General features: G+C 36.7%; 10 protein-coding genes. 7 read left to right on the forward strand and 3 right to left on the reverse strand.

Annotated features, from left to right (window positions below):
* Positions 1–723, reverse strand: a 723-nt coding sequence (gnd, locus tag AC1DRF_RS13550; RefSeq protein ID WP_477740920.1) for a phosphogluconate dehydrogenase (NAD(+)-dependent, decarboxylating), incomplete at its 3' end; no start/stop codon positions are given.
* 150 nt (positions 724–873) lie between these two features.
* Between gnd and AC1DRF_RS13555 the strand changes: the two genes are divergently transcribed.
* Positions 874–1,719, forward strand: coding sequence for a MurR/RpiR family transcriptional regulator (locus AC1DRF_RS13555; protein ID WP_013055460.1), 846 nt, complete (start codon positions 874–876; stop codon positions 1,717–1,719).
* A 169-nt stretch (positions 1,720–1,888) separates the two neighbouring features.
* Positions 1,889–2,368, forward strand: coding sequence for a GNAT family N-acetyltransferase (locus AC1DRF_RS13560; protein ID WP_025749861.1), 480 nt, complete (start codon positions 1,889–1,891; stop codon positions 2,366–2,368).
* Positions 2,369–2,493: 125 nt separating this feature from the next.
* Here AC1DRF_RS13560 and AC1DRF_RS13565 read toward each other — a convergent pair whose 3' ends face one another.
* Positions 2,494–3,030 carry a phosphatidylglycerophosphatase A family protein gene (locus AC1DRF_RS13565; protein WP_477740921.1) on the reverse strand — a complete coding sequence of 179 codons (537 nt, stop codon included), beginning with the start codon at positions 3,028–3,030 and terminating at the stop codon, positions 2,494–2,496.
* A gap of 173 nt (positions 3,031–3,203) precedes the next feature.
* On the opposite strand from AC1DRF_RS13565, the gene AC1DRF_RS13570 reads away from it, so the two are divergent.
* The 5 genes from AC1DRF_RS13570 (at position 3,204) to AC1DRF_RS13590 (ending at position 6,280) form a co-directional block, all read left to right on the forward strand.
* A complete protein-coding gene (locus tag AC1DRF_RS13570) occupies positions 3,204–3,590 on the forward strand; it encodes a hypothetical protein (RefSeq protein ID WP_029324785.1) in 387 nt (128 codons plus the stop codon).
* Positions 3,591–3,752: 162 nt separating this feature from the next.
* Positions 3,753–4,478, forward strand: a complete 726-nt coding sequence (locus AC1DRF_RS13575) for an alpha/beta hydrolase (protein ID WP_013055456.1) — start codon at positions 3,753–3,755, stop codon at positions 4,476–4,478.
* An 82-nt stretch (positions 4,479–4,560) separates the two neighbouring features.
* Complete coding sequence (locus tag AC1DRF_RS13580; protein ID WP_013081786.1) at positions 4,561–5,073, forward strand: YjcG family protein; 513 nt, start codon at positions 4,561–4,563, stop codon at positions 5,071–5,073.
* A 5-nt stretch (positions 5,074–5,078) separates the two neighbouring features.
* Positions 5,079–5,513, forward strand: a complete 435-nt coding sequence (locus AC1DRF_RS13585; RefSeq protein ID WP_043980433.1) for a GNAT family N-acetyltransferase — start codon at positions 5,079–5,081, stop codon at positions 5,511–5,513.
* Between the two features lie 89 nt (positions 5,514–5,602).
* The gene (locus AC1DRF_RS13590; protein WP_013081784.1) at positions 5,603–6,280 is read left to right on the forward strand and encodes a DUF421 domain-containing protein; all 678 of its coding nucleotides are present in this window, start codon (positions 5,603–5,605) and stop codon (positions 6,278–6,280) included.
* Positions 6,281–6,355: 75 nt separating this feature from the next.
* Here AC1DRF_RS13590 and AC1DRF_RS13595 read toward each other — a convergent pair.
* On the reverse strand, positions 6,356–6,604 hold a 249-nt coding region (locus tag AC1DRF_RS13595), incomplete at its 5' end, for a hypothetical protein (protein ID WP_477740922.1).

A 6,604-nucleotide genomic window follows, 5' to 3' on the forward strand; every position in this document is an offset into this window, starting at 1 on the left:
CTGCATGACTCCTTTAATACTGTCTAGTTTAGGATCTTTTGAAAACGCATTTTCCGTTAGTTCCATCAACCAAGAACGAACAACAGATCCGTTATTCCAAACGCGTGCTACGGCTTCATAGTCGAAATCAAACTGACTTTTTTCCAGGACTTCAAATCCTTCAGCAATGGATTGCATCATTCCATATTCTACACCATTGTGAACCATTTTTAAAAAGTGACCGCTTCCGCTTTTACCTGCGTACATAAATCCATTTTCTACGCAAATATCATTAAAAATCGGTTCAATTGTACGGAATACTTCTGCATCTCCACCGATCATTGTACACGCTCCGTTTCTTGCCCCTTCCATTCCGCCGCTTGTCCCTACATCAAAGAAGTAAATACCTTTTTCCTGAAGATCCTGAGCACGTCGAACAGATTCTTTATAATTAGAGTTTCCTCCATCTATTATAATATCTCCTTCTGACAGAAGTTCTTTTAGTTCTGTAATAACATTTTCCGTTACTTCTCCAGCCGGAACCATAATCCATACAACTTTAGGTGAAGGAGGAAGTTCATTAACTAACTCTTCAACAGTAAAGGCGCCAGTTGCTCCTTCATTTGCAAGTTTTTCTACCGCTTCTTTATTCACATCATAAGCTACTACTTCATGATGGTTGTCCATTAAATTTAATGATAAATTATATCCCATTTTTCCTAAACCGATTAATCCAATTTTCATTTTACAAACTCCCTTTGAAAAAAAATTTCACATTACCTCCATTATACGAATTATTTTTCATTTTGCAATCGTTTACAAGAAAATTTTTTTCACTCATATTTTTGTGCTATACTCTTTTTACTACTAAATTCGTGGAAAGGAACATCAGTCATGACGCAAAATTGCTTAGGAAAAATTCGTTCTCACTATGCTAGATTCAGTGAAAAAGAGAAAAAAATAGCAAATTATATTTTAGAACAGCCGGAACAAATTATTCACAGTACCATTAACGAAGTGGCAGACGATTTAAATGTAGCTGATGCAACAGTCTTTCGCTTTTGCAAACGAATTGGCTTCAAGGGCTATCAAGCGATGAAAATAGCGCTGGCTGCTGAAATTATGACGCCTATTCAGCAGATTCACGAGGAAATTGCTGAAACGGATAATGAAAAAACGATTGCTGAAAAAATCTTTCGCTCCAATGTGCGAACGCTTGAAAATACATTACAAATACTAGAAAGCAACGCTATTGAAAAAGCCGTCAAACTTCTTATGAAGGCCGATAAAGTTCAGTTTTATGGCACGGGCGGTTCTTCCGTAGTGGCTATGGATGCTTTTCATAAATTTGTTCGAACAGGAATTAAAACGTTTGCATTTATTGATTCTCACTTCCAGCTTATGTCCGCTTCTCAATTAACAAAACAGGATGTAGCGGTAGTGATTTCTCATTCTGGAACAAATAAAGACACGATGAACATTTTAAATACAGCAAAAGCGAACGGTGCCAAAACGATCGGTATTACGGGTTTTCCAAAATCTCCATTAAGCCAAAATGTCGATGTTTCTCTTTATACGAGTTCAGAAGAAACAGAATATCGATCTGAAGCTCTTGCCTCGAGAATTGGACAGCTAAGCCTCATTGATGCTTTGTACGTTAATGTAATGATTGCGAATAAAGATGCCTCTAAACACTCGCTTGAAAAAGTACGCGATGCCATTGCTGAAACTAGAATTTAACGTTTCGCTCTTATATATTCTTCAACTATAACATCAAACAGAGCATAAAATATATGCTCTGTTTAGTGCAGTTCTTCGCTTAAAATTTTCAAGTTTTAATTCTCATTTAACATTTTTTAAGTTGCTACATATGATAAAGCACAACTTTTAAAAAGTAGGTGAAGTGTGTATGGAGATTATCTATCGCACTGCAAAACTCGATGATTATACAGAAGTAAATAAAATATTAGGGGAATCACTAGAACTCCACGCAAATGCGCTTCCTTCTATGTTTGATAATCAGATGGCTGTTTTATCTCCGGAACAATATCAAGCTACTCTTTATTATGCAACCATTGATATTCTTGTAGCTCAATATCGAAATCAAATTATTGGGGCGTCTGTTGTTGAATTAAAATATAACCCTCCCACTACATTAGCTCCTCTTTCCTACACAGCGTACATCCAATATTTTGGCGTTAAGAAAGGCTTTCAAAATTATGGCGTAGGAAAAAGTCTTTTTTCTGCTACGAAACAGTGGGCTGTACAAAAAGGAGCAAATGACCTCCAGCTTACCGTATGGGCATTTAACGAGAAAGCACGTGCTTTTTATGAAAGTCTTGGGCTGAAAAACTTAAGCTACCTTATGACTACTTCACTACAGCCCTAAATCGTTCCATTAACGGATACTAGACACGCAGGTGATACGTGCCTAGTATCCGTTATTTAAATAAAAGACTAAATCATTTCGGCGTGTTAATTTACGCAGCTTATATACATACTAAAAGAAATTTATTACGTAGCCGGATTGCCTTCTTGCAGCTGTTCTTGTTCATCACGCTGACGGTGAGCTAAACGACTTGCCGCACTAGAAGCTACGCTCGCTACTAAATCATCTAAAAAGGTATTAACTCCTTTTTCTTTTTTACAGTCCAGCTTTTCAATAATGCCTACTTTTACTTTATCTAAATAGCCAAAGGTCGTAACAGCGATACTGCCATAGGTTAAAACGGCACCTAAAGCAATCGTTTCGTCAACACCAAACAACCCTTCGTCTTGTTCTACAATACTTTGAAGAGGTTCTGATAATTTATGTTGCTCAGCTAACTTATCAAGTTCGATTCCAACTAGAAGCGCATGCTGAATTTCTCTCTTTTGCAGTACTCTCTCTACGCTCTCAGCGCATTCCTGAATGGTTAGAGCAGAATGATAAGGAAGCTGTAAATCATACACAATTTCAGCAATATCTAAAACTGTTACGCCACGCTCTTCTAGCAAATCAAATGTTGCCTTTGCTACTTCTTTGCTCGTTGGGATTTTTTTCGCTGTCATGTCTCTCTCTCCTTTTCAAGTTGTTGTCTCTCTTTATATTAAATTCGATGAGAGGCGCTAAAAACCTTTTTTGTTTCATCCACCTGAATTCATAAACTCGTCACATATCTCTTTAGGCGCTCATTACATTTACTTGCTATAATAAAATTATCTAATCAGGAGGTTTGTCTACTGTGGAAGAAAAACAAAGTAAATTTAGCAGAGGCTTATTATTATTTTTCATTGGCGCAACAGCCCTTTTCTTTATCGTCTTAATCGTTCTGTTTCTCATGTCTACTTTTGGAAAAAGCGAAAAAGAAGCCGTAGCTCTTCTAGCAGGGAATCACTACGCTATCGTTAAGGAAGAGAATTCATATACTCTTTATGATCAAAAAGAAAACAAGCCTATTTTAGAAGATGTAAACGGCTATTTCGGTGCTCGCAATATCCGAAGTTATGTAAAAAATGACACAGAATTGGTTTCGATTGATGAAAAAGAAGAAGAATATACGAAGAAGCCGCTAGAAAAAGCCAGCCAAGCAGAAAAAGCTATGTTTAAAAAAATGAAAAAATTAGATTAATCAAAAGCGCTTCAGTCGATTCTGAAGCGCTTTTTTAATGACGCATGCCTCTTTCTCGTCATTCGCTAAAAAATTCGTTACAATAAAATAAAGAACGGTTATTAGAAAATGTGTTACAATAAAGGTAACGCTTTCATTCAAATGCATAGGAGTCGATTATTCATGTCAGAAAGTAAGCGGAAGTTAGAAGAAATTTCTTTTTATAGTGACGCACTGCAAGAAGATGTCACGTTACTAGTCTATCTGCCGTCAAACTATTCTACGCTCTATAAGTATTCCTTACTTATTGCCCAAGACGGAAAAGATTATGTTATGTACGGACGGACACCTCGTTTAATTGATGATTTAATGAACGAGTCGGAAATCGATCGTACTATTTTTGTTGGAATTCCATATAAAAGCGTGGAAGACAGACGCGATAAGTATCATCCAGAAGGAAATCAAGTAGATGCTTACATTCGCTTTTTAGCACATGAACTTGTGCCATTTTTGGATAAAACATATCCTACATATCAAATGGGAAAATCACGTGTTTTAATTGGTGATTCGCTTGCTGCTACAGTTTCACTGCTGACGGCCATTGCGTATCCTCACACGTTCGGGAAAGTAATTATGCATTCTCCTTTCGTGAACGATGCTGTATTACAAACGGTCAACTCATTTGCTTCTCCTTCACTTCTAGATTTGTATCATGTTATTGGAACTGAAGAAACGGCTGTCAAAACAACGCAAGATGGTATATTGAATTTTATTGAACCTAACCGCCTGTTGCACGAACAAATGAAGCAACGTGGATATTCTGTTTTCTACGAAGAATTTAATGGAAATCATACGTGGAAATACTGGCAAAAAGACGTAAAGCGGTCGCTTCAATATATGTTGAAGTAGAAAGATATCATATTTTTCGAAAATTTGTTATAATAAGCTCGCTTTATACATATTTTATGATCTTACTTTGGAGGGATTTTTTATGAAATTTGGCGTTGTACTTTTTCCATCTAAAAAATTGCAAGATGTAGCGAATTCTTATCGAAAGCGCTATGATTCTCACTATTCATTAATTCCGCCTCATCTTACATTAAAAGAAGTCTTTGAAGCTACAGAAGACCAAATTGATGAAATTGCAGCTAACTTGCGTAAAATTGCCGAAGAAACAAATCCATTTACATTAAATGTAACGAAAGTAAGCTCATTTTCACCAGCCAATAACGTTATTTACTTAAAAGTGGAACAAAAGCAAGAACTGACGTCACTTTACAATAAACTTCATGAAGGCAATCTCGAACAGCCAACTGAATATTCATTTATTCCACATATTACAATTGGTCAACGCCTTTCAGATGATGAGCACTTAGATGTGTATAGCCAGTTGAAGCTTGTAGATGTCGCTCATGAAGAAACAGTGGATCGCTTTCACTTAATGTACCAGCTTGAAAATGAAACATGGACTGTGTTTGAAACATTTCGTCTTGGAAAGGGATAAGATACGTGAACATCAAAGTACTAACGAACAAACAAGATCATTCTGATGCTTACTTCGTACGTCAAAAAGTATTTGTAGAAGAACAGCAGGTTGATGTAGAGCAAGAAATCGATGAATACGATACCGAAGCCCTGCATTTAGTTGTATACAAAGGAACTGCACCAATTGGGGCAGGACGCTTCCGTATGGTAGAGGACTATGGAAAAGCAGAACGAATCTGCGTTCTTTCTTCTTATCGAAAAGACGGTGTAGGAAAGCTTTTGATGGATAAGTTAGAAGAGGTCGCAGCAGAGCATGAGATTGAAAAGATTAAGCTGCATGCTCAAACGCATGCGGAAGGATTTTATAAAAAGCTAGGCTACGTAACGGTTTCAGGTGAATTTATGGATGCTGGAATTCCACATGTAGAGATGGTAAAGAAACTAAGTAAAAAACACTAGGAATTGAACCTGGTGTTTTTGCTTTTTTAAAGGATAAGAACCTTTGCTTTGCTTATACTAATACCTAATCATGTGAATTAGGTGAAAATATGGATGAACTTATCGGAATTGCATTAGAACTCTTTATCGGATTTATCTGCCTGTTTATTTTAACTAAATTTTTAGGCAGAGCGACGATCACTCAGCTTACCACTTTTGATTTTATCTCTGCTCTTGTATTAGGAGAGTTAGTAGGAAATGCGCTATATGACTCAGAAGTAGGAATAGGCAAAATTTTATTTGCTGTTATCTTTTGGGGAGCGCTTATTTATGTCACCGAAGTTATTACTCAAAAAAATATTCGCCTGCGTTTGTTTTTAGAAGGACGGCCATCTATTATTATTCGAAAAGGGAAAATTTCGTACAAAGAACTTAGCAAAAATCGATTGGATATCGATCAGCTTCTTCATATGCTTCGTTCAAAAGACATATTTTCCATTCGGGAAGTTGAATATGCGATTTTAGAAACAGATGGATCACTAAGCGTATTGCCAAAATCTGATTATGCTAAGCCGACAAGAAGCGATCTACAGCTGCCTCCTTCTGAACCCGTTTTATCTATCGCCTTCGTCAGTGATGGACGTTTGCTTTTGAAAAACTTGATTCAGTCAGGCTTTGATGAAGACTGGTTAAAGACACAGTTGAAAAAACAAGGATTTACCGATTATAAACAGGTGCTTTATGCTGAATGGCAGCAGGGCAGTACTCTTTTTATTGAATCTTACTAAGATGTTTTTACTTGTTCATTACTTTGTTAAAAAATCGTGAGCGCATTCATTCTGCTGCGTTCACGATTTTTTGTATTAGACACGTGTATTAATCACTAGGCCCTTATTTGTTAGCTTGCTGTATACACGTTCTGCTGCTTGAAGCTTTTTTCGCTTTTGTACTGAACTTGGCGTCAATTCCAGTAAGTGAGAACGCGATTCAAACTCTTTGTCCAAGCTTTTTTTCTCAATAGGCCAAATACGATTTGAAAAAGAAGCATTATTTTTTTGAAGGCGATTTGCATATTGAATAGATTGATAAGGCGTGACGGGCAGTATATATCC

The sequence above is a fragment of the Priestia sp. P5_B4 genome (assembly GCF_056400385.1).